This is a genomic window from Streptomyces sp. NPDC045026 (assembly GCF_056432625.1).
In genome coordinates this window covers 489,884-511,942 of sequence record NZ_JBWKIS010000004.1, presented here as the reverse complement: position 1 = coordinate 511,942, position 22,059 = coordinate 489,884, and the positions used below count along the sequence as shown (strand labels likewise).

General features: G+C 65.7%; 21 protein-coding genes and 5 tRNA genes. 25 read left to right on the top strand and 1 reads right to left on the bottom strand.

Translation table 11 applies throughout. From position 1 onward, the window contains the following. Window positions 1–44 precede the first annotated feature (44 nt). From AC07EJ_RS12990 to AC07EJ_RS12960, 7 genes are all read left to right on the top strand, one after another. Complete coding sequence (locus AC07EJ_RS12990; RefSeq protein ID WP_478884253.1) at window positions 45–1,583, top strand: recombinase family protein; 1,539 nt, start codon at window positions 45–47, stop codon at window positions 1,581–1,583. Window positions 1,584–2,160: 577 nt separating this feature from the next. Further along, window positions 2,161–2,248 (top strand) — tRNA-OTHER (locus AC07EJ_RS12985). A gap of 10 nt (window positions 2,249–2,258) precedes the next feature. Continuing rightward, window positions 2,259–2,334 (top strand) — tRNA-Asp (locus AC07EJ_RS12980). 55 nt (window positions 2,335–2,389) lie between these two features. After that, window positions 2,390–2,461, top strand: a tRNA-Glu gene (locus AC07EJ_RS12975). 29 nt (window positions 2,462–2,490) lie between these two features. Beyond that, window positions 2,491–3,012: a hypothetical protein gene (locus tag AC07EJ_RS12970; protein ID WP_478884252.1), complete on the top strand. Its 522-nt coding sequence runs from the start codon at window positions 2,491–2,493 to the stop codon at window positions 3,010–3,012. Between the two features lie 113 nt (window positions 3,013–3,125). Beyond that, window positions 3,126–3,198: transfer RNA gene (locus AC07EJ_RS12965), tRNA-Met, on the top strand. Window positions 3,199–3,701: 503 nt separating this feature from the next. Then, window positions 3,702–3,774 (top strand) — tRNA-Pro (locus tag AC07EJ_RS12960). A gap of 209 nt (window positions 3,775–3,983) precedes the next feature. Here the strand turns inward: AC07EJ_RS12960 and AC07EJ_RS12955 are convergent. Continuing rightward, complete coding sequence (locus AC07EJ_RS12955; RefSeq protein ID WP_478884251.1) at window positions 3,984–4,421, bottom strand: DUF4352 domain-containing protein; 438 nt, start codon at window positions 4,419–4,421, stop codon at window positions 3,984–3,986. A gap of 603 nt (window positions 4,422–5,024) precedes the next feature. On the opposite strand from AC07EJ_RS12955, the gene AC07EJ_RS12950 reads away from it, so the two are divergent. The 18 genes from AC07EJ_RS12950 to AC07EJ_RS12865 all read left to right on the top strand — a co-directional run bounded on the left by AC07EJ_RS12950 (window position 5,025) and on the right by AC07EJ_RS12865 (window position 22,058). Next, window positions 5,025–5,282 carry a hypothetical protein gene (locus tag AC07EJ_RS12950; RefSeq protein WP_478884250.1) on the top strand — a complete coding sequence of 86 codons (258 nt, stop codon included), beginning with the start codon at window positions 5,025–5,027 and terminating at the stop codon, window positions 5,280–5,282. A gap of 342 nt (window positions 5,283–5,624) precedes the next feature. Continuing rightward, window positions 5,625–6,137: a DNA primase gene (locus tag AC07EJ_RS12945; RefSeq protein WP_478884249.1), complete on the top strand. Its 513-nt coding sequence runs from the start codon at window positions 5,625–5,627 to the stop codon at window positions 6,135–6,137. Window positions 6,138–7,381: 1,244 nt separating this feature from the next. Next, on the top strand, window positions 7,382–7,843 hold the full coding sequence (locus tag AC07EJ_RS12940; protein ID WP_478884248.1) for a phage terminase small subunit: 462 nt from the start codon (window positions 7,382–7,384) through the stop codon (window positions 7,841–7,843). A 22-nt stretch (window positions 7,844–7,865) separates the two neighbouring features. Then, a complete protein-coding gene (locus AC07EJ_RS12935; RefSeq protein WP_478884247.1) occupies window positions 7,866–9,560 on the top strand; it encodes a terminase in 1,695 nt (564 codons plus the stop codon). Between the two features lie 13 nt (window positions 9,561–9,573). Then, window positions 9,574–11,100 carry a phage portal protein gene (locus AC07EJ_RS12930; RefSeq protein WP_478884246.1) on the top strand — a complete coding sequence of 509 codons (1,527 nt, stop codon included), beginning with the start codon at window positions 9,574–9,576 and terminating at the stop codon, window positions 11,098–11,100. After that, window positions 11,081–11,890, top strand: a complete 810-nt coding sequence (locus tag AC07EJ_RS12925) for a hypothetical protein (RefSeq protein WP_478884245.1) — start codon at window positions 11,081–11,083, stop codon at window positions 11,888–11,890. Before AC07EJ_RS12930 ends, AC07EJ_RS12925 begins: the two co-directional genes overlap by 20 nt. Window positions 11,891–11,930: 40 nt before the next feature. Beyond that, window positions 11,931–12,473 (top strand): hypothetical protein, encoded by a 543-nt coding sequence (locus tag AC07EJ_RS12920; protein ID WP_478884244.1) that lies wholly within the window; start codon window positions 11,931–11,933, stop codon window positions 12,471–12,473. A gap of 22 nt (window positions 12,474–12,495) precedes the next feature. Next, window positions 12,496–12,894, top strand: coding sequence for a head decoration protein (locus AC07EJ_RS12915; protein WP_478884243.1), 399 nt, complete (start codon window positions 12,496–12,498; stop codon window positions 12,892–12,894). Between the two features lie 10 nt (window positions 12,895–12,904). Continuing rightward, window positions 12,905–13,921, top strand: a complete 1,017-nt coding sequence (locus AC07EJ_RS12910) for a major capsid protein (RefSeq protein ID WP_478884242.1) — start codon at window positions 12,905–12,907, stop codon at window positions 13,919–13,921. A 23-nt stretch (window positions 13,922–13,944) separates the two neighbouring features. Then, on the top strand, window positions 13,945–14,163 hold the full coding sequence (locus AC07EJ_RS12905) for a hypothetical protein (RefSeq protein WP_478884241.1): 219 nt from the start codon (window positions 13,945–13,947) through the stop codon (window positions 14,161–14,163). Next, window positions 14,164–14,544, top strand: a complete 381-nt coding sequence (locus AC07EJ_RS12900) for a hypothetical protein (RefSeq protein ID WP_478884240.1) — start codon at window positions 14,164–14,166, stop codon at window positions 14,542–14,544. Then, window positions 14,541–14,894: a hypothetical protein gene (locus AC07EJ_RS12895; RefSeq protein WP_478884239.1), complete on the top strand. Its 354-nt coding sequence runs from the start codon at window positions 14,541–14,543 to the stop codon at window positions 14,892–14,894. Before AC07EJ_RS12900 ends, AC07EJ_RS12895 begins: the two co-directional genes overlap by 4 nt. Next, the gene (locus AC07EJ_RS12890) at window positions 14,895–15,254 is read left to right on the top strand and encodes a hypothetical protein (protein WP_478884238.1); all 360 of its coding nucleotides are present in this window, start codon (window positions 14,895–14,897) and stop codon (window positions 15,252–15,254) included. Then, on the top strand, window positions 15,247–15,612 hold the full coding sequence (locus AC07EJ_RS12885) for a hypothetical protein (protein ID WP_478884237.1): 366 nt from the start codon (window positions 15,247–15,249) through the stop codon (window positions 15,610–15,612). The genes AC07EJ_RS12890 and AC07EJ_RS12885 overlap by 8 nt, the downstream gene beginning before the upstream one ends. A gap of 63 nt (window positions 15,613–15,675) precedes the next feature. Next, the gene (locus tag AC07EJ_RS12880; RefSeq protein ID WP_478884236.1) at window positions 15,676–16,275 is read left to right on the top strand and encodes a phage tail tube protein; all 600 of its coding nucleotides are present in this window, start codon (window positions 15,676–15,678) and stop codon (window positions 16,273–16,275) included. A gap of 106 nt (window positions 16,276–16,381) precedes the next feature. Beyond that, window positions 16,382–16,705, top strand: a complete 324-nt coding sequence (locus AC07EJ_RS12875) for a hypothetical protein (protein ID WP_389942033.1) — start codon at window positions 16,382–16,384, stop codon at window positions 16,703–16,705. 44 nt (window positions 16,706–16,749) lie between these two features. After that, window positions 16,750–17,118 carry a hypothetical protein gene (locus AC07EJ_RS12870; protein WP_478884235.1) on the top strand — a complete coding sequence of 123 codons (369 nt, stop codon included), beginning with the start codon at window positions 16,750–16,752 and terminating at the stop codon, window positions 17,116–17,118. Further along, window positions 17,118–22,058 carry an aggregation-promoting factor C-terminal-like domain-containing protein gene (locus AC07EJ_RS12865; RefSeq protein ID WP_478884234.1) on the top strand — a complete coding sequence of 1,647 codons (4,941 nt, stop codon included), beginning with the start codon at window positions 17,118–17,120 and terminating at the stop codon, window positions 22,056–22,058. The genes AC07EJ_RS12870 and AC07EJ_RS12865 overlap by 1 nt, the downstream gene beginning before the upstream one ends. Window position 22,059 lies beyond the last annotated feature (1 nt).

Genomic DNA, 22,059 nt, shown 5'->3' with positions numbered 1-22,059 from the left:
GGAGGGATAGACCTGTATGGCAGCCAGGCGCTGGCCAGCTGCGCGTGGTCGGCGCGATCCGACTGAGCAAGTACACCGACGCATCGACGTCGCCCGAAGTGCAAGAGGAGATGGTCACCCGAACGTGCGTCCGCATCGGCGGTGAGTTCGTTGGCTGGGCCCGAGACACCGACGTGTCAGCCCTTAAGACGACCCCGTGGGAGCGGGACGACCTAGCTCCATGGCTGAACTCGCCTGAGTCATGGGACGTCATGATCTGGCAGCGGATGGACCGTGCTGTTCGCAGCATGGCAGACATGGCGGATCTCGGGCGCTTCGCCAAGAAGTATAAGAAGCGTCTGATCTTCGCATCGGGTCCCGGCGGCGACATGCTGGAACTCGACTTCGCGTCACCGATGTCAGAGTTGATCATGCTCATTCTGGCTTTCGCCGCTCAACTCGAAGGTCAGACGATCATGGAGCGGAACCAAGGGGCTGCGGCACATCTGAAGTCCATCGGAAGATGGTCCGGCGGCACAATCCCATACGGCTTCATGTTGACTCGAAAGATGTTCACCGACGGGAATGAAGGGTGGTGGCTCACGCCGCACGAGGAGACGGCAAAAATTCGACGAGATGCCATGGCACGCGTCATTGCGGGAAAGAACACTTCGCAGGTTCGTCGATGGCTCCAGGAGTCGAAAGCCATCACTCCGAAGAACCATCAGGCCAGACTCGCGAAGCCGCCACGGCCTGAAGACCCGGAAGACACCTGGAATCTCAGCACTGTCTACGACATGCTGAGATCTCCAATAGTTCGTGGGCGCGTCGTGACCCGTGAGGGCAACATCATCCGCCACCCTGACGGGTCTCCAGTCATCCACGCTGACCCGCTCGTTGACGATGAGACTTGGTACCAACTGAAGGGGGCGCTGAAGGCGTTGGCGCTGCCCAATCAGGGAGTACCACGACGTGACGGGCACGAACTGTTGGGCATCGCTCGGTGCGTCACGTGTAAGGCGAACATGCACGGCACGCGGTACAAGACGCGCGTAGGCGGTGTCTGGGTCGACGCCTTCCGCTGCCACGGCGACAAGCACGAGCCTGGAGACCCTGCGTTCAGCATGAACCGGGGCCACGTTCTGGCGTACGTGGAGGAGCAGTTCTTGGCGCACGTCGGCCCCTTCCGGCGGACGCAGCTGATCAGAGTCGCTGGCGTGGATCACACCGCTGAGATTGCCGAGCTAGCGTCCGACATCGAGGAACTGTCAGGCCGCCTCGTACGACTCCGCGGCGCCGCTGCGGACGCGGTAGAGGCGCAAGTGCAGGGGTTGTCGGACCGCCACGCGAAGCTAAAGGAGCGCCCGGTCATCCCAGCGCGCGAAGAGATTGTTGACCTTGACGCCACGTGGGCGGACGACTGGCGCGCGGCGGACAACTGGACCGTCAAACGGCAGATGCTGGCCTCCGCCGGCGTGGTCGTGTGGATTGGGCCGGGCCATCGCTGGACGCCCCGTGAGGACCGACTGAGGTTCGAAATCGGTCAGCACGTCGACCCGGTACAGGACGCGTTGGACGATGTGGCCTACCAAGAGAGCCTCTAAGGTCACGTTCAGGTAAAGGAGTTGGGAGTCCTGGCGGGCCAACGCCGGGGCTCCTGGCGCGAGTTTGGCCACCTCGTCGACGTCGGCAGCCTTCCGCATCATCCACAGGTGCCTGTGAATAACTCCAAGGAGTGACGGAGTTCTGTGGATTCGCTACGCCGAGTGACGCACGTGGCCGTTCTGAGTGCCAAAGTGCCAAACCAACCCCTTATTTCAATTTGCTCTAACGCGTGTTAAGAGGTTTGTGAAAAAGGGGGTTAGTTTGCCAGTCCGTGCACGGCCCCGGGAGGGGTAGACGCGGAGCAAGATCACTGCCGCGTCACACGCGACCCATAACAGAGGTAGGAGGGAAGGACCGCGACGCCGGCGAATGGCGCGGCGTCCGCTTCCCTCTCTGACGGCCGGCGCCGCTCCTGCGCTCCCCGCACTCTCCTCCGGGTGGACGCGCGGTAGAGCGGCCCCGGTCGTCCCATAGATGTCTCGTCCCGCGGGGACGAGGAAGCCGTCCCTGACGGTTGACCCGGGGCAGACCGGGAGGCGTCAGGGGCGCATGACGAGCCGGAGCGATGCGCACGCTTGCGCGGTAGCTCAGTCAGGCAGAGCAACCCTCTACCCCTGCGGGGCCCTGGAGGGTCGGTCACGGGTTCAAATCCCGTCCGCGACGGCTCGTCACTTGCTTCAGTAGCTCAGAGGCCAGAGCCCCCGCCTGTCGAGCGGGTAGCCGCCGGTTCGACTCCGGTCTGAAGCGCCATGCGGGTAGCTCCCGCAGGCTCCGCGTTACGGCTGATCCCCGGAAGCGCTTAGCGGTGTCCGTAGTTCAGCGGAAAGAACTCCTCCCCTTCCGGGAGGCGACGCGGGTTCGAATCCCGTCGGACACACTCACGTACCCACCTAGCGAGGAGCAACCATGAGCGTTGTCGTGTCCTCCCTGAAGTGGGACGCCAGCGTCGCAGGGGCGCAGAAGATCCAGCACGACAAGGACGGTTACCACCTCGTCCGCTTCCCCTATACGGCGACCGGTGAGTCCTACGACCCGTGGAAGATGCACGACCCGGCGAACGGCGGCCGTGCCGCGTCGAAGTTCCCTGACGCCCGTTCCGGGCTCATCTGGCCGTCTTGCGACGGCTGGGGCGTGCTGTCTGCGCTCGTGTTCTGGCAGGCGGATCCTGACGCCCTGGAGTACCGGGCGCGCTTCGTGCGTGACCCTCTCGGCTTGTCGACGGGCTACGACGCCACGGCGACGAGCGACAGTACGCCGACGAAGGGCGGACAGTACCGCTCGTACATGTGGCAGATGTTCGTGCATCGCGGAACGCCCCTGGGGCTGAAGGTGGCGGCCCGCGGCGCCGGCGACACGAAGCGCTCGACGCCGCTCGCACTCGCGGAGTTCAAGCTCGCCATCCACACGGACGTGAAGACGCCCGCCTAGGCGGCGCACAGGTAAGGGGCCGCTCCGGCGGGAAAATCCACCTCCCCGAGAACGTCGACGCCGCATGCTGCCTGACGGAGTCAGGAGGGGCCTCGGACTGGCTCGACGTCCACGCCTAGCTAGCTCAGTTGGCAGAGCGCCGGTTTCATACGCCGGAGGTCGGTGGTTCGAGTCCATCGCTTGGCACGCAGCACGCCTAACGGGCCTCCTGGAGCCACGGTGTGCGCCGCTGGAGCTAGGACGGGGTCACGCCTGTCTGACGATGCGACGGCGTAGCGGTGTACGGCGCCAGCTTCAAGAGTGTCGGGCGCAAACAGATGAGGCCGAGGGATTCGGGCTGCCCTCGCGCCTCGTGCTCGTTAGCCGATACAGGGACCACCCTCACCGCTCAATCTACCGGGGGAATAAACCCAGACCTTGTAGATGTCCTGATGTAAAGAACGATGCTCCCAAACCCGAATAATGGTGAGAGTGAACATTTCCAGTAGCGGCCGCACGGCGCGCCCTTTTCGGTAGTGACATTCCCGCGCGGACGGCGAGAGAGCTTCTCGACTGTCTCTCCGCTGGGCATTTCAGAGACCCACGCTGTGCCGCGTGAGCTTCGAACGCCGATCGTTGGGGCTAAGTCACTTCCTATGCTCCTAACACTTCAAGGGTAACTCCAATAACGTGCAAACGGACTAAGTTGACGGGACGTAGTTCAGCGGTCAGAGCACCCGCTTTGGGGGCGGGGAGTCGGAGGTTCGAATCCTCCCGTCCCGACACAGACACAGCCCCGCCACGGAGGAACCCTCCCGCGAGCGGGGCTGAGCTATTTCAGGAGGACGCATGGCACGGATGCTTGGTGCCGCAGGCTTCGAGGGGAGCGGCTGCTCGCCCCGCTGCCGACGGACGCACATGCCCCGCCCGAAGCACGACGTAGGCGCCATGCGACGCCGCGAGCGGTCCTCTTGGCGCTGCGAGTGGGCGCGCTACTTCGGCAACTCGACCTTGAACGAAGGCCCTTCGGCCTCCGGGTCGCTGTTGTTGTCGAAGTAGCTCACCGTCCCGCCCTTGCGGGCGACGTCGAGAATCAGCTTCCCCGTCACGGACTGGCCCGGCTTGTACGTCGTGTCGAGCTCCGGCCCTGCACCGACGCCCTCCAGCGTGGTCGCGTCCTGCGCGGCCGTCTTGGAGTCCTCCCACTTCATCATCCCGTACGTCATGACTTCGGCCGGAGCCTTGCCGACGTTCTTGAACGTCAAGGTCAGTGCGACGTACTGGCCTTGCTCCGGCTCGTTGGTCGTGTCGACCTCAGCCGGCGTCACGTACTTCGCACTCACGACGGTGACTTGCATCTTCGACGTGACCTTGAAGTTCTCGCCGTAGTCGTCCGTCTTGCCCGTGAGGAACGTGCCTGTCTGGCCCACCCCCAGCTCTGGGACAGGGGCGGACGTGGCCGGCGGCTTTGAAGCTTCCTTCCCCTCATCCACCTTCTCGAAGTCCGCGGATGCGGTGGCCGCCTTGCTCGGCTTATTGGCTACGTCAGTGGGCTCCGACGAGGAGCACCCCGTCACGAGCGCGGACGCAATGGCGAGCGGTGCCGTCAGTAAAACGGCACGGCGTATGTAGGCGTGCATAGCAACCCCCCCCATGTAGCAGCGGTCTCCCCAGACCGCATGAGGGAGTCAGCGTAAGGCACACGCGTGGAGGAAGGGGGCGTTATGGCATGGCAGGGCAGCACGCGTAGAGCGCGCCTCCCGAAGGGCTGGCCTCGCATCCGACGCCGCATCATCCGCCGTGACAAGGGCGCTTGTGTGGCTACGTACAGCGATGGCACGCAGTGCGGCTTGCCCGGTACTGACGTGGACCACATCGTCCACGGTGACGACCACAGCGACGCGAACCTACAACTCCTGTGCTCGTGGCATCACACGCACAAGAGCAGTAGTGAAGGCGGCTCAGCAGCGGCCCTCTCACGCGTACGTACTGCACGACCGGCCACCACACACCCCGCCCTGGAGGACTAGCCCATGCCCGGTGCACACGTGGTACTGGAGGAGGCAGACGACACGGGCGAGGACGGAGTGATCGTCACTCGCGTGTCAGTCAACGGTGTTGATGTTGGTCGACTCGCGAAGGCTCCGAAGATCAGCGTTGGAACTGACAGAGATCGCTCCGTTACCACGGTGACGATCACCCTCGTCCCGAGCCGCCTGGAGATCCGCGGCGAGCTCGCTGACGGTGATCGCCGCGAGGCTCGCGCCGGCTTCGCAGCCAAGATCGACTAGCCCTGACCCCAGGGGGGTGACCCCCGACCGGCCGGCACGCTGACCGTAAAGGTGCTGGGCCTCGCGCTCTGTACGGGTCTGGGGGATGTGGCTGAGGCGTCCGCAGGCGCCGCCTGGAGGCCCGAACGCCGGCCCGTTGGACTGCCGAAGACCCCGACGCGGGAGGCGGCGGCGCGGCGATCCGGTACGCGCTCGACTTGAATCAATGCAGGTCAAGCACTGTTCTACCGTTACATGCCGCGCTAGGATGGAGCCATGAACACACGACAATGCGAGCGGTGCTCGGAGCACCTGGGGGCGCGGCACTCACACCGTGCGCGCTTTTGCTCGACCCGTTGTCGGGTGGCATCGCACCGTGCGGCGAAGAAGGATGCGACTCCTCACGAGCTGACGACCCGCGACAGGTGGGTTCGACGCGCCGCGACGAAGGCGCCGCTCACGACTGCCGGCAGGGCAGCGAGCAGCACCAACCCGCGGACCTGGAGCACGCACAAGGAAGCCGCCGCTTCGACGGCCGGCGTCGGTCTGGGCTTCGTCCTCTCGGACGTCGACGACATCGCCTGTCTCGACCTGGACCACTGCTTGAATCCGCTCACCGGGCAACTTGCCCCGTGGGCCGCAGCCATCGTCCGCGACGCAGGCGCCACCTACGTAGAGGTGTCTCCGTCCGGCGATGGACTGCACATCTGGGGTCGCGCTGACGTCCGCCATGGACGGAAGATCCGGCGCCCCGACGGTACGGCCGTAGAGATCTACGGAACCGGCCGCTACATCGCGATGACGGGGCGCCGACATGGCAACGCCCCATCTGTGTTTGCTGACTTGTCCGCGGCTATTCAGGCTTTCGGGGCCTAGGCTCCAGCTCCGGCGGACTACTACGAAGCTCCTGCCTCAGTGCGCGAACCGAGCGCACGGCCTTCGCTGCCTTACGGCAGATCACGGGCACCTGATCAAGTGCATGCCCTACAACCCACGTTGCTCCACTGAGAACGCCGATGATCGCGGCTGCCCAGCCAACGGTCTCCATGTGCTTGGTCCGCTCCCCAATTATGTGGACAGACCAAGCAAAGAGAAGGCGCAGCTCGGCCCAACCACGTTCGCGCAGTTGAGTACGAGAGGCCCCCACCTCTATGTGACGAACCCTAGCAGTGAGGAAGTGGGCGCCCAAATCGCTGCATGTAAGGGCTAGTTGGGCCCCTGAGGAGCAGGAGTGTCGATTGTGGGGTAAGGGACTGTCCCGCCTGAGGTTGCGCTTCCTAGCGACTCGTCCACCATGCGACGCCGGAGCCGGCAGCGGTAGTGATGAGCGTGAGGAGCCATGCGGGAATCCGCTGCACGGTTAGGTGCAGTCCACCGCAACGAACTTCGAGTTGTGGTGGACGAGTTGAAACCTCGGAATCTGGCGTCATAGCACCCCAGCATGCCGAAGAGTACCGTCTGCTTTCAGCAGTTTGCGCCGAATAACAGAAGCTGTTCGCATGAGTGGCCGAAGTGCGGTAAGTAGGCCCGCCGACCTGCGGATATGCACGACGAAAGGTGCCCCGTGGCCGGACGAGGCCCCGCCCCGAAGGACCCGACCAAGCGCCGCCGGCGCAACACCACGGCGGTGCTTGCTTGTGTTGCAACGTTGGCGGGTTGGCTCATCGCGCTTCCGTAAGGGACTTGCGCAGGCACAGGGTTGATGCATGTTCATCGCGTTGTGATCCATGCCGTGAGCGCAGATCCAGCGCAGGTGATCAACGCCGTCAGCAGGCGCACGGGGACGCGCTGAAGGGTCATGCGGAACCCGCCGATTCGGATGTCGAGTGCGGGGGCTGTTCGTTCGATCTCCATGGGCTGACCCTCCATCAAGTCCCTTGCTCTGCCTGGCCAATCTGGTTTCGTGCGACGTCCTCAGCATGCCCCAGTTGGCCCAGCAGAGTGCACTAGGGGTCGACCGTTGGGCCTATTGGCGGCACTGAGTGCCGTCAACCTGCTCATGGTGTCCCTGAATATCCCCAATGGGATGACGTTGGTTGAGGTTTCACACCCGCCAACCGTCACCGGAATTACCAACTCCAGTTCAGGCCCGAGACGTCGTAGCGGTGAGAGGAGGCCCCATGGCCGGACGAGGTCCCGCCCCGAAAGACCCCGCGAAGCGCCGTCGGCGCAACGCCGGTGACCCAGAGACCGTGATCACCCCAGACGACGAACTCCGCGGCCCTGAACTCCCTGCGGGCGTTCTCGGTGACGAAGACGGCGTCCCCGTCGAGTGGCACCCCATGACTCAGCTGTGGTGGGACTCCTGGCGCACGTCGCCGCAGGCTCAGACGTTCGTTCAGACGGACTGGCTCTTCCTGATTGACACCGCCCTCATGCACCACACGATGTGGGCAAAGGGCCGATGGGAGTTCGCCTCCGAAGTGCGGCTCAGAGCGGCCAAGTTCGGCGCCACGCCGGAGGACCGGGCGCGCCTGAAGCTGAAGGTCGATGAATCCCCAGCGAGTAGGAAGAACGTAGGCCCCAGCCCTACGGGCAACGTATCGGACATCAACTCGCGGCGAGCCCGCCTCACAGGTTAGGAGACCGATGCCGCGCGCAATCGTGCGCGCCCCCGGTCATGACCGCTCCCGCTCGCTTGGGTGGATGGCGGTCGCATGGATGGAGTATTTCGTCGTGCACGGCCCTGGCGACGTCCAGGGCGAGCCGGTACGCCACGGCGACGAGTACACAGGCTTTGTCGTGGACTGCTACGCCGTCGACGACGCTGAGGGCCGCCTCCTCTACGACTCCGCTTTCTTCAGCCGCCCGAAGGGCTGCGACAAGAGCGGACTAGGCGCCCGCATTGGCCTCTTCGAAGCCTTCGGCCCTGCGCGCTTCGCCGGCTGGGCGGAGGGCGGAGAGGTCTACCGCGACCCGTGGGGGCTGGGCTTCGAGTACGTCTATGAGCCTGGCGAGCCGATGGGCCGTCCGGTCAAGGTCCCTTACCTCCGCATCATGGCGACGGAGGAGGGCCAGACCGGCAACGTCTTCGACACCATCCACTTCAACCTGACCGACGAGGCGTCGCCGCTGAGTCAAGTCCCCAACGTCGACGTGGGACTTACCCGAATCATCCTCCCTGACGGTGGAGAGATCACGCCGTCGACCGCCTCGTCCTCGTCGAAGGACGGCGGTAAGGAAACGTGGGTCTGCTTCGACGAGACCCACCTGTACAACACGCCTGAGCTGCGGCGCATGTACGCGACCGTGACTCGTAACCTCCGCAAGCGCAAGCGCGGCAGCGAAACGTGGTATTTGGAAACAACGACCATGTTTGCCCCGGGGCAGGACTCCGTGGCGGAGCGCACTTACGAGGAAGCCGAAGCCATACGCGACGGCCGTAAGAAGCGCGGTCGCGCCCGCCTCATGTACGACCACCGATGGGGCGAGTGCAAGAACCTGAAGGACGAGCAAGAACTCCGAGCCGCACTCCTGGACGCCTACGGCGACGCAATGGAGTGGATGGACCTGGAGTCGCTCGTCGATGACTTCTACGACCTGCGCAACGACTCCGCGGACGGACGGCGCTACTTCCTGAACTCCCGTACCGTCGCCTCCGATGCGTGGATGGACCCCGACGCGTGGGCACTGTGCCGGCGCTCCGAAGAGATAGCCGCGGGCGAACTCGTGACGCTGGGCTTCGACGGATCCATCCGCGACGACGCGACGGCGCTCACTGCCTGCCGTGTCTCCGACGGCCACTTGATGCTGCTCGGGTGCTGGGAGAAACCGGAAGGGCCCGAGGGCGACGGCTGGCAGGTGGACCGTGAATCGGTTGACGCAGCTGTTGCCCGAGCCTTCGACCGCTTCGACGTCTGCGGTTTCTACGCCGACCCGCCGCACTGGCAGGACTACGTGGACCGCTGGACTGCGGATTTCGGCGAGCAGCTCCAGGTACGCGCCACACAGGCCCGTCCGCTGGAGTGGTGGACCAACCGCCCTACGGCCATGGAGTCGGCGCTAGATCGCTTCATGGAAGCCGTCGACGACAAAGCGCTTTCACACACGGAGACGCTGGACCCCGACGAGGTGTCGCACTTCCTGACGCTGGGCTCCACGCTCTCCCGTCACGTGAAGAACGCGCGCCGCCGGCCAATGGGCCGCAATCACATGGGCATCGGCAAGGAACACGCGAAAAGCCCAAAGAAGATCGACGCTGCCATGTCCGCCGTACTCGCCTACGAGTGCCGCGCTGACGCCGTGGCGGCAGGCATCACCAAGCGTAAGAAGAAGTCTGGCCGTCTAGTTGCCTTCTGAGGGAGGTCCATAAGTGCCTATCGATGCAACGAAGGTGGAGTCTCCCGGTTGGTGGCTTCAGCGACTCGGGAAAAAGCTCCTAGACGAGCGCCCCGACAGTCGACCCGACTGCGACAACGAGGTGACGCCAGGTCTCAACACCCTGCGCCGCTACGCCGAAGGGAAGGCGCCGCTTCCGCACGTTCCCGGCATCGACCCGCGAGAGATCGCGGAGTGGATGAAGGACGCGCGCACGAACTGGACGTCACTCGTCCTGGACTCGCCTGTCGAGCGTCTCGGTGTCGACGGCTTCCGCTTCGGAGGAGCCGACGGCGACGGGGACAGCGTCAAGGCTGACGAGGACGCGCACCGCATCTGGCGTGAGAACGGTATGAAGGCGGACTCTGGCCTCGTCCACTACGGCGCACTCTCGCAGCGACGTGCCTTCGTCCTCGTGGAGCGTGGCGACGACGGCAGACCAGTCCTGACGCATGAGACGCCGCGACAGTTGGTCGTCGAGCACGCGCAGGGCAGTCGCCGGAAGCTGGCCGCCGGCCTGAAGATGTGGCGCGACGACTGGACTGGCCACACCCGCGCAACGCTCTGGACGCCTGACCAGATCTACGACTTCACGACGAAGTCTGAGGCTCCGGTCTTCTCCGGTCGTACGGCGACGCTCCGCGGATGGGACGCCTTCGCCCTCCCGACCACGCCCGACGGTGTCCGCCCGAACGACCTGGCGGCCGTCCCTCTCGTCCCCTTCATCAACCGGCGCAACCGCCGGCCGGAGGGCTTCGCCGAACACGAGGACGTTCTAAGTGTTCAGAACCGCATCAACCTCTCGCTGATCAACCTGATAGCCGCCATGAAATACGGCGCGTTCCGGCAGCGATGGGCCGCGGGTCTACAGGTCGACGAAGACCCTGTCACCGGCGCCAAGATCCAGCCCTTCCAGCTCGATATCCGCAGGCTCTGGACGACGGACGACGCAGACGTGAAGTTCGGCGAGTTCGCCGCTACGGATCTGGCTCCGTACGTCCGCGCCGTAGAAGCCGCCGTGCAGGATCTGGCAGCCATCAGCCGGACGCCGCCTCACTACCTGATCGGCGCCGTGGTCAACGTTTCCGGCGACGCACTGAAGGCCGCGGAGACGGGCCTCGTGGCGAAGGTGAAGGACCGTCAAGCGGGCTTCGGTGAGAGCTGGGAGAACGTGATGCGCCTTGCCTTCCGCGTCATCGGCGACACGGCGAAGGCCGACGCCTACGACCTGGAGACCGTGTGGCGTGATCCTGAGTCCCGCACCGTGTCCGAGCTGGCTGACGCTGCCGTGAAGAAGTCTTCCGCCGGCGTCCCTTGGCGTCAGCGCATGGAGGACATGGGTTACACCCCGTCGCAGATCTCCCGCATGGAGATCGACCGTGCAGCGGACGCGATGAACGCCACGCCAGTGACGGACCCGCAGTCCGCCTCTCTTCCGGCAGCGCGCGACGCACGTAATCAGCCGCCGCAGGACCCGCGGCCCGTGATCGGACGGAGCACGGATGAGCCTGTCGCCGCTTGACCGTCGCTACGGCACGGCAGTGCGCGTCGTGTGGACGGGCGTTCTCGGGCGTGTGGGCAGCTCCTGGACCGATCTCGGTTCATGGCGCGGCTCCGACGTGAAGGCGTTCCAGCGCAAGGCGCTCCCGGTCATCCTGGCCGGCGAACGTCAGGTAGCGACGCTCACGGCGTCCTACCTGGAGCAGCTCTACAAGGACGTTGACGGTGGCGCACGCCGCGTGAAGCTGGACCTTGACGCCGTTACGGGCAACGCCCTGCGCGACGTGCACCCCGCTGAGGTCTACGAGCGTCCGTTCAAAGAGGTGTGGACGGCGCTCTCGAATAGTGAGTCCGTGGACGCCGCAGTCGGTCGCGGAGGTCACCGTCTGGAGACCATCGCGAAGACGGACCTCCAGCTAGCCCGCACGCACACCGTGCGCCAAGTCGCCGCGGACATGCCGCGCTTTGAGTACACGGTGCGCGAGCTACAGGGCGAGTACGACTGCGCTCTCTGCATGATCGCCTCCACGCAGCGCTACCACAAAAGGGATCTCGCCCCGATCCACCCTGGCTGTGACTGCCTCGTCAAGACGGTCACGGCCGACTACGACCCGGGGCAAGTCGTCGACGAGCAGCGGCTAGAGCAGATTCACGACCTCGTGGAGGAGGCCCTAGGCAGGGCCGACCGCGGAGGCCGCGCAGTCGACTACCGAAAGATCATCATCGCCCGGGATCACGGGGAGATTGGCCCGGTCTTGGGCTTCGCAGGGCAGAGGTTCATGGGCCCTGACGACATTCACCTTCCGACCTGACGCCCGCCATGGGCCGACGACTCCCGACAGGGGAACACACATGCCTGAGCCAGCGACCCCGCCTGCCGTCAACGAGCATGGCTACCCGGACAACACTCCAACTGCGGAGATGACGCCCGAACATCAGGCGGCGTACTGGAAGTTCCAGTCCCGCAAGCACGAGCAGCGGGCCTCGCAGGCTCCTGACGCTGCGGAACTGGAGCGCCTGCGAGCCGCGGAGGCGGAACTCACCACCCGCAAGACGGCTGAGCTTTCCGAGACACAGCGACTCCAGAAGGAGCGCGACGACGCGGCGGCTCTCGCTGCGACGAACGCGGCGCAGGCTGCGGCTGTGACCGCGGAGCTTCTGAAGCTCCAGGTGATCGGCGAGAAGGAGCTGACGCCGGCGCACGCCGCCTTCCTGACCGGGAGCACCCGCGACGAGCTGGAGGCCAGTGCCGACGCGCTGAAGTCGCTCACGGCTCCGGGCACTCCTCCGCCCGCTCCTCGCTCCGGTGGCAACCGGGGGAGCGACGCAGGCGGCGAAACGAAGACCGTGAGCGCGGGCGCGGACCTGTACCGCGAGCGCCACGCGAAGAACTGACCATCCCCTCACAGGAGGATCCATGAACCTCGGCCTCATCACTGAGAGCTTCTCTCAGGACAAGCGCGATTGGCTCCAGGGCGAGCACGGTACGGACATCGCCGTCAGCGTGTCGCTCGACGTAAGTAAGTTCACCGCCGGTACCCACTACCCGGACGGCTACATCAAGAGCGGCATCCCACTCGGCAAGATCACGGCGGGTGGCAAGTACGGCCCGTACGACGACGCGGCGAGTGACGGTCGTCAGACCTGCGTCGGCTTCCTCTTCACGGGCGTGGAGGTCGTCACCCGACGGGGCGCAACGGTCGCTTCAGCGGTCGGCTCCATGCTCGTCCACTGCGCGGTGCGGGAGTCGAAGCTCCCCGTCGCCGTCGACGCCGCGGGCAAGGTTGATCTTGCCTCCCGAGTCATCTTCGTCTGAGAGGTAACCCATGCAGCTTATCGACGAGTTCGTCACCCCGGCGGAGCTCACTGGCTACGCGCGAGCAGCGCTCGCCGACCGCCCCGAGAACGCGTTCACGCTCGACCGCTGGCTTCCCAACCGCACCGTCAACGACCTCAGCTACCGCTTCACTCGCGGTGGCGGTGGCCTCACTGAGGCCGCGAACTACCGTGCGTACGACGCGTCTGCGGACGTGGGCGTCCGTCCCGGTGGGGCGCGCGTGAGCGGCGAACTGCCGCCCATCTCGCGGAAGGTCCCCGTCGGCGAGTATGAGCGTATCCGGCGCCGGAACGTGGACACGCAGAACGCGGAGATCCGGGACGCCATGCTCGACGACGGCGTCCGCCTGGCCCGCCAGATCGAAGCCCGCATCGAGCTGGCTCGCGGTGAGGCCATCTTCAACGCCGGCGTGGCCCTGAACGAGAACGGTGTTCAGGCATCGGTCGACTTCGGCCGCAATGCCGCGCACAACGTCACGGCTGGGACCGTATGGTCCAACCCCGCGGCCGACGTCATCGGCGACTTTCAGACGTGGTTGGAGGTCTACAACGACACCAACGGCGGCGACCCGGACTCTGTCCTGATCTCCCGTGCCATCTGGACCGCGCTCAAGCGGAACACGCAGCTTCGCGGCCTGTCGACGACCGGCGCGACCGCTCCGTCCATCCTGACTGACTCGCTCCTGGCCGCGATCCTGGCTGACCATGGCGTCCCGCCGCTCGTCCGCTATGACGCGAAGATCAGCGTCAACGGGGTCTCGACGCGAGTCACTCCGAACGACAAGCTGGCTTTCGTGCCGTCGCAGGGCGACGCCCTCGGTCAGACCCTGTGGGGCGTGCCGGTGGAGGCCGACGACCCGCGGTACGGGCTGGGCGGAGACGCTGCGGGCGTGGCCGTCGGCGGCTACAAGTCCGAGGACCCACAGACCGTGTGGACCCGTGCAACGGCCATTGCCCTTCCTGTCGTTGCGGCTCCTGATCTGACCTTCGTCGCCGACGTCCTCTGACCAGAAACGCGAGGCACTCACGCATGCCAACTCTGGCAACGCACGTCCACGTGACGGACGACTCCGGCGCGGCCCACGTGTTCGGCCCCGCGGACGAGGTCCCGGAGTGGGCGCAGGCGCTCATCACGAACCCGAAGGCGTGGGCTCAGGCGCCCACCGTGAATCGACTCGCGGAACCCGAGCCTGAGCCTGCGAAGAAGACACCCGCCAAGCGCGCAGCTCCGCGGCGGAAGGCGGCGTAAATGATCCTCTTCACGTCGGCCGAACTCCGGACGCTGCTTGCGAAGCCGCTGACTGACGCTCAGTGTGAGATGGCGCATGACACCGCACTTGACGTCATCACCGGGGAGGTGGGGGACCGCCTGACGGAACCCCTACAGCGCGGCGTGAAGTCGATCGCCATTGCGGTCGGTGCCCGCGTCCTGACCAACCCCTCCGGCGTCAGGTCGGAACAGGCGGGCGGAATGATCGTCTCCTACGCCGACACACAGACCGGCGTGGCTCTCTCCGACGACGAGCGCCGCCGGCTCCGACGCGCTGTGGGACTGGCTGCGGGGGCTTCGTCACTCGACATCGCACCCGCGGACCTCTGGCCACGACGTACCGCCAGGCGGTGGCGATGACGCTGCTAGCCGCGCTCATGTCGGAGACGATCCAGATCTCCCGCCCCGGTCCGCCGGTGCGCGACTCCACGGGATCCGAGACCCCGGGTCCGCCCGTGCTGATCTCCGTGGAGGGGTGCGCAGTGGCGAGCCCGTACGGCGTGACCGTGGGCAGCTCCTCGGAGGCCCATGACGCGTCGACGACGATCACCACACGGCGCGTTCTCTTCGCCCCGCTCGGGACCGACGTCCGGGCGTCGGACCGCATCATCCGCGGTGTCGAGACATACGAGGTCGTGGGGCGCCCACTGGTATTCCCGCTGACATCCATGGCCCACATAGAGGCATCGCTCCAGGAGGTGACTGGCTGAGTGTCGTACCGATCGAAGTACACAGGCCGGTACTCCGGCATTGGCGCGATGCTCTCGCGTCCCTGGCTCCAGGCTCCGTGCCTTGCGGCAGCCGCGAGGATCCAGACGCTTGCGGAGGCAAGGGCCCCCGTCGGCAGCCCCAACGAGGACAACCACCCGGGCCTGTACAAGGCATCGTTCGTGACGGTCCCGCACACCAAGAACGTGCCCTTCCGCGGCAAGCCCCGCATCCGCGCCGGAGCACGCGTCATGAACACAGCCGCGCACGCAACGATCGTCGAATACGGCAACGGCCGGACGCCGCGCTACGCGGTGTTCCGCGGCGCCATCGACGACGCTAAGGCGGTGCACGGTGGCTGACGTGGAAAGCGTCCTCGCGCCGTGGGCTGAGGCCGAATTCGGCGTGTTCAGCGCTGCCGAGACGCCCGCAGACCTGGAGAAGCGCCTCCCCGTCATCCGTGTGGAGCGGATCGGCGGAGCGGACGACCGCTTTAGCATGCACCCTCGCGTGGCCGTCGACGTCTTCGCGGCCACGGAGGACGAGGCGCGCACACTCGCCGGCCGCGTAAGGGACGCGCTTGTTCTCCTCCGCGGCCCTGTGCAAGGCGCCGTCATCCGCGACATCCGCTGTGACTCCGGACCAACGCGCCAGCCGTGGGCGAACGAGCTTGTTCACCGACGTGGCGCCTCGTACACCGTGAGCCTCCGGGCCGCGTAACCCCTGACCTCTCTGACCCGACGCCGACGGCGAGCGGGTCTTTTCGCATGCCCTGGAGGGCCAATGGCGGACACCCGCAATGCCGATCTGACGTTCGGCGCAACCGACTACCTCGTCCACATCGCCGCGATGAACACCGTGGCGCCGACCGACTTCACCGACCCCGCAACCCCGTGGATGTGCCTCGGGTGGGTCACCACGGAAGGCGGCCTCTTCAAGGTGGAGGAGGAGTCGAAGGACGTGGAGGCGGCCGGTTCCCTGGAGCCGATCCGCACCCTGATGACCAAGAGCACGAAGAGCCTTCAGGTCACCTTCCTGGAGGGTCTGAACCCGCTCGTTCGCTCCCTGTACGACAACGTCTCGATTGCGTCGCTGAAGCCTGAGACCACGTCCGGCATCGCCTCGTACAGCCTGCCTGACAAGCCGAGCGACCTCAGGTACGCGTTCGTCTTCGACACCCTCGACGGTGACAAGCGCATGCGCCTGTACATGCCAAACGGCAAGGTCGTGGAGCGCGGCGACGAGCAGCCCCAGACCAGCGACGTCATGCCAGTGGAGATGACGTTCCGCTTCTACAAGGGCGCCGCGTCGGCCCCTGCCGTGAAGCGCTCCATCGACTACGGCTCGGTGGACGTGAGCGGGTTCTTCCCCGCCGGCGGCTGAGCGAGTCACTCACGATCCAGCGGGGCCCGTATCTGCGCGGGTCCGGGCCCCGCTTCAGCTCCACAGCGACCCGCGCAAGACAACCTGACATAGGAGACCCGCGCGCATGACTGAGACCACCACCCCCGCTGAGGCCCAGGAGATCGAAGCCGCGGAGGAGTACACGACGGCGACTCTCGCCGGCGTGGAACTGCGAGTGAAGCCCATCAACAAGTGGCGCCCCTCGTACATCCGAGCCCTGCGGAACGGCGACTACGACACGTGGGCTGTCGGCGTTCTCCACGAGGATGACGCGGAGACCTTCGTCGAGCTGGACGCCACCTTCGACGAGATCAACGAGTTCACGTCCGCCGCGATGGAGTCCGCCGGGGAGGCCCCGGGAAAGTCCTCTGGACGTGCCAAGTCCTCGCAGACCAGGCGGAAGCGCTAGAGGCTGACCTCCTGCGGTATTACCCCGGGACTGACCTCCTGGAGGTGTACCGCGGGAGCCTCTCCCTCCGTCGGCTCCGGATCCTCATCGAGCATCTGCCGTCGGAGTCGGCCACGAAGACGGCCCTCCGCAATCTGGTGACGCCGGAGGAGATGGAGCGGGCGACGGGCGAGCACCGCCCCGACCTGGCCCCGTGGAGCGGCGTGGAGTTGCTCCTTGCAGGCATCAAGGACGAGATCACGCTGAGCCGCTACGTGGCCGTGGCAGCCGCTGGCGCGCCCGCTCCCGAGTTCACGCCCACACCACGCCCCGGGATTCCACCGAAGTCCGCGCAGAAGAAGCGAGGGCTGACCGACGAGCAGCGCCGCGCCCTTGACCCGCGGTTGAGAAATCAGACGCAGAAGGAGGCGTGATGGCCGGAGACCTTGACATCGTCGGTGGGGCAGCGGTCGACGTCGTCCCCGTAGTTCCCAACTTCCACCGGAAGCTGAAGGAGGCCATCCTCCCCATCGCCGATGAGGTCGGCGCTGAAGCGGGCCGCAAGATGGGCGAGAAGATGGGCGACGCGATGCGCGCGTCTCTCGTCGACGACGGTCAGCGCATCGGCAACGCTCTGGGCGACGCGATCGGCGACGCACTTGCGCGCCGTGTGGCGGACGCGATCCCTGACGCGATCACACGCGGGGGGCAGCGTGCCCGGGGCAGTGCCGCCCGGCAGGGCAACAACAACGCTGGCGCTTTCGCCGACTCGATGCGGCGTCGCCTGGAGGCTGCGTTCCGCGCGATGCCCAAGCTGGACATTCGTCTCGGGGACACGGGGGTCGACGCCGAACTAGCCCGCATCCGCGCCAAGCTGGAGCAGCTCTCCAACAAGCGCATCGGGATCGACGTCAGCGCGGAAGCGGCAGCCGCTGAAGTGGCCCACCTGGAGGAGCAGCTCCGCCGGCTGGGCGCGGCACACCCGAACGTAGCGGTGCGGGCAGACACTGCCGCCGCGCGTGCGGCCCTCGCAGCGATGCGGGAAGAGATCGCAGTCCTGACGGCCGACCCTGCCCGCATCCGCATTGAGACGGACGGCGCGCTCGGGGCCAAGCTCCGTGCTGCCGTCACGGCCGCGGAGGCGTCGCTCCCCAACATCAACATCGGCGCCGACACGAGCCCCGCGCAAGCGGAGATCGCCAGCCTTCGCGGCCGACTGACGGCCCTGCGGGACGTGAAGATCGGCGTCGACATGTCCGCGGAGGACGCACTCGCGCAGGTCCGGGAGATTCAGCTCAAGCTTCGGCAGCTCTCGGCGCAGCGTGCATCGGTCGACGTCGACACGAACCGCGCCCGAGCCGCGATTACGAACCTGAGCCTCGCGATTGACCGGCTCCGGGGACGTACCCCGACCGTCGACGTCCGGGCCGACGCAGGCCAGGCGGAGGCGGAACTAGCCGCCGTGCACGCCATGGTCAACAGGCTGGACCGAGACGACGTCCGCATTGGCGTCCACGTGAACTCCGCGCAGGCCACAGCCGCGCTACTTCAACTCTCCATAGCGGCCGGCGGAGTCGCGGTAATCCCAGCGCTCCCCATCATCGCGGCAGGACTGGGGGCCGTCGCCTCCGCAGGTGTCGCCGCCGGCGCAGGTCTGGGCGCAATTGCGCTCGTCGCCATCCCCGCCATTAAGGGCGTCACGAACGTGATGCAGCTTCAGAAAGCTGCCGCGGACGAGTCGGCACAGGCGACGACCAACGGCGCAGCCGCACAGGTCAAGGCCGCTCAACAGGCGCTGACTATGGCCAATGCTCAACAGGCGCTGACGTCCGCCCACCGTCAGGCAGCGCAGTCCATCGCGCAGGCCAACCGGCAGGTGGAGGACGCCGAACGCGCCGTTGCACAGGCGGCGCAGCGTGCCGCGGATCAGCGACGCCAGGCAGCGGAGAACGTGGAGCGCGCAGAGCGAGCCCTCTCCGACGCCAAGCGTCAGTCACGCCAGGCTGAGCAGGATCTGACGCAGGCCCGTAAGGACGCCGCGCAGCAACTGCAAGACCTGAACGACAAGTTGGCGAGCGGTGCCCTGGACGAACGGGACGCGACTCTCCGCGTCCAGGAGGCGCAGCTCGAATTGCAGCGGGTCATGGCAGACCCGCGGGCGACAGACCTTCAGCGCCAGCGTGCTCAGCTCGCCTATGACCAGTCAGTGCAGAGCGCCAAGCAGCAAAAGAAGGATTACGCCGACCTTCAGAAGGATGCCGCCGCACAGCGGAAGGCGGGCGTCGACGGGAACGCCGACGTCAAGCGCGCGACACAGCAACTGTCGGACGCTCAGCGTGGCGTGAAGGATCAGACGAAGGCAGTCGCCGAAGCGCACCGCTCAGCCGCACAGACGCAGATCGACTCTGCGCAGGCCGTGGCCGACGCTCAGCGTGGTCTGTCGGACGCGGTGCAGAACGCCGCGAACACGCAGGTCCAGGCATCGGAACAGATCAAGTCCGCAGAACGAGGCGTCGAGTCGGCGCGGTTGTCGGGCATCGACACCACGGCGAAGGCGATGTCTGCGCAGGAGAAGTACCGCAAGGCACTCGCGAACATGACCCCTGCACAGCGGAAGCTGTATGACTCCATCGCCGGCCCCAAGGGTCTTAAGGCGGCGTTCAAGGATTGGTCGACGTCCCTTCAGCCCGACGTACTTCCGATCTTCACGCGCGGCTTGGATGGGATGAAGAACTCGCTCCCTGGCCTGACGCCGCTCGTGAAGAACTCCGCTCAGGCCGTCCGGGAATTGCAGAAGGATGCATCCAAGGAACTGAAAACTCCGTTCTGGAAGCGCTTCAAGAAGGATATTTCCGATAGCGCAAAGCCTGCGATCAAGGGTCTCGGGAAGGCATTCGGGAATGTGATCGAGGGGATTGCGGGCGTCATCGACGCCTTCCTCCCGCACATGGATGACATATCCAAGTCGCTGGGGAAGATCACGAAGAAATTCGCGAACTGGGGCAAGAACCTGAAGGGGTCTCCCGAGTTCGAGAAGTTCCTCGACTACGCGAAGGAGAATGGCCCTAAGCTGGCCTCCACGCTGAAGAAGATCGCGGACGCATTCTTCCAGGTCGGTAAGGACCTGTCGCCGCTCTCCGGAACTGTGCTCGACGTCTTCGGGAAGCTGGCCGACGGAATCGGCACGGTCGCGGAACACGCGCCGTGGCTCATTCAAATGATCTGGGGTCTCGTCATCGCCACGAAGGCGTGGACCCTCGCGATGTTCCTCTTCAACTTCGTCATGAAGCAAAACATCCTGGTCAAGGTCATCCTTCTGATTGCGCTCCTGGCCGCAGCCGTCGTCTACGCCTACCACAAATTCCCCTGGTTCAAGGACATCGTGGACAAGTGCTGGAAGGGGATTAAGACCGCAGTCTCCTTCGCTTGGGAAAAGGTCCTGAAGCCCACGTTCGGCTTCATCTGGGACAAGCTGAAGTGGGTCGGCGACAAATTTAGCTGGCTCTGGAACAGTGCCGTCAAGCCCACAGCGAAGTGGATTGGCGACAAGGTCAAGTGGCTGTGGGAAAAGGCGATCAAGCCATCCCTTCACGGGATTTGGGACGGGCTGAAGTGGCTCGGCGACAAGTTCAAGTGGCTCTACAACGTAGGCGTAAAGGGACCGGCCAACTGGATTGCCGACAAGGCGTCGTGGCTCTACAACAAGGGTCTGAAGCCGGCGTTCGAGCGGATCAAATCCGCGGTGAAGCTCGTCGGTGATGCCTTCGGTAAGGCGAAGGATGCGATCGGGAAGACCTGGAGCAAGGTCTCTGACATCGCGAAGAAGCCGATCAACTTCATCATCAAGTGGGTGTACACGAAGGGCATCAAGGCCGTTTGGGATAAGGTGGCTGGCTTTGTCGGCCTCTCGAAACTCCCTGAGGCTCCGAAGCTCCTGGAGGCCGGCGGAACGGTCGGCAACGGCTGGGGTCCAGCCCGCCCGATGAAGACGAACCGACCCACGGCCATCGTCGGCGAAGGCAACCCGCGGTACCCGGAGTACGTCATCCCGACGGATCCGAAGTACCGCAGCCGTGCACTCTCTCTTCACCGCGCTGCGGGGACGCAGCTCCTGGAGAGCGGCGGCGTGATCGGTGGGCTGTCGTCCGCGTGGGACTGGACGAAGGACACCGTGTCTGACGTCGTCGGCAAGGGCATCGACTGGGCGAAGACGGGCGCTGACCTCGTGTCGCACCCGTCGAAGGTCTGGAACAAGCTCCTGAAGCCCGTCCTCGGCAAGGTCGCAAAGGGCGTCAGTGTCGCTGGCAAGTGGGGCGCTGCCGTCGGGAAGATCCCGCTGAAGATGGTGACCGGCCTGAAGGACAAGATTGTCAACGCCGTGGCGTCGATGATGTCCAGCGGTGACGGGGGAGGTGGAGGCCAGTGGTTGAAGCCTGTCAACGTCGGCTACGGAACACGCTTCGGAGTCACGGGCCGTATGTGGTCCTCCGGGCATCACACCGGGCTCGACTTCCCCGCGGCCGTCGGCACGGCAGTAAAGGCAGTCGCTGACGGCACCGTGTCTCAGGTCGCGAGCGGCGGCCCGTACGGCAATCACGTGATGGTCAATCACGGTGGCGGACTTCAGTCCCTGTACGCCCACATGAGCCGCATCATGACGAAGCTCCACGCGCACGTCTCAGCCGGACAGCAGATCGGCAAGGTAGGCGCGACGGGCAACGTCACCGGTCCTCACCTTCACCTGGAGGCGCGACGGAGCGGCCGTGCCATTGACCCGATGCCGTTCCTTCAGTCGAAGGGCTTCAGCGGTACGGCTGTGGGCTCTGCGCAGAAGTACGCGAAGAGCATCCTCGGCAACTACGGGTGGGGCGCTTCGCAGTTCGGGCCACTTCAGAAGCTGTGGAACGGCGAATCCGGCTGGCGCTGGAATGCCAAGAACCCCAGCTCCGGCGCCTACGGCATCCCGCAGGCGCTGCCCGCGTCGAAGATGGCGTCCGCCGGCTCCGACTGGAGGACGAACCCTGCGACGCAGATCCGTTGGGGCCTGAACTACATCAAGCACCGCCCCGACTACGGGTCGCCCGCAGCGGCGTACTCGAAGTGGCTCGCCCGCTCGCCGCACTGGTACGACGACGGCGGATACCTCCCGCCCGGCTTGAACCTCGTGGCCAACGGGACGGGACGCCCAGAACCCGTCTTCACTTCCGGCCAGTGGGACACGCTCCGCGCGAGCAAGGGCGGAGGGACGACGCAGGTCCACGCCGACGTGAAGGTCTTCGTCGGTGACCGCGAGATTACGGAGATCGTGCGCACGGAAGTGACCGCACGTGAGTCCGCCACGGCTACGGCCATTGACAACGGAAGGTGGGGCTGAC